Origin of the sequence: Streptacidiphilus neutrinimicus (assembly GCF_000787815.1) — a bacterium.
GTDB classification, from domain to species: domain Bacteria; phylum Actinomycetota; class Actinomycetes; order Streptomycetales; family Streptomycetaceae; genus Streptacidiphilus; species Streptacidiphilus neutrinimicus.
The window spans coordinates 16,769-17,141 of the sequence record NZ_BBPO01000115.1; the positions used below are offsets into that span (position 1 = coordinate 16,769).

Sequence of the window (373 nt, forward strand, 5' to 3'; positions counted from 1 at the left end):
TCTGGGGGGTGAGGTGTTCGCGGAGGTGTCGCTGCCGCAGGAGAGCCGCTCCGACGCGGGCTTCTTCGGTCTGCACCCGGCCCTGCTGGACGCGTCGCTGCATGCGATCGGTCTGGGGGGTTGCTGGAGGACACCGGTCAGGGCCGGCTGCCGTTCGCGTGGTCGGGGGTGTCGTTGCACGCGGCGGGCGCGGCCGAGCTGCGGGTGCGGATCGCCCCGGCAGGTGCGGACGCGGTCTCGCTCGCGGTGGCCGACGCGACCGGTGCGCCGGTGGCGTCCGTCGACTCGCTGGTGCTGCGGGCCTTCTCGCCCGAGCAGTTGGGCGGTGGCGGAGGTCGGCACGAGGCGCTGTTCCGCCCGGAGTGGACGCCCG

The 373-nt window shown here is 75.1% G+C and carries 1 pseudogene; it reads left to right on the forward strand.

What is annotated here, in order from left to right:
• Window positions 1-373, forward strand: a pseudogene (locus TR48_RS43945) (polyketide synthase dehydratase domain-containing protein); the annotation flags it as partial.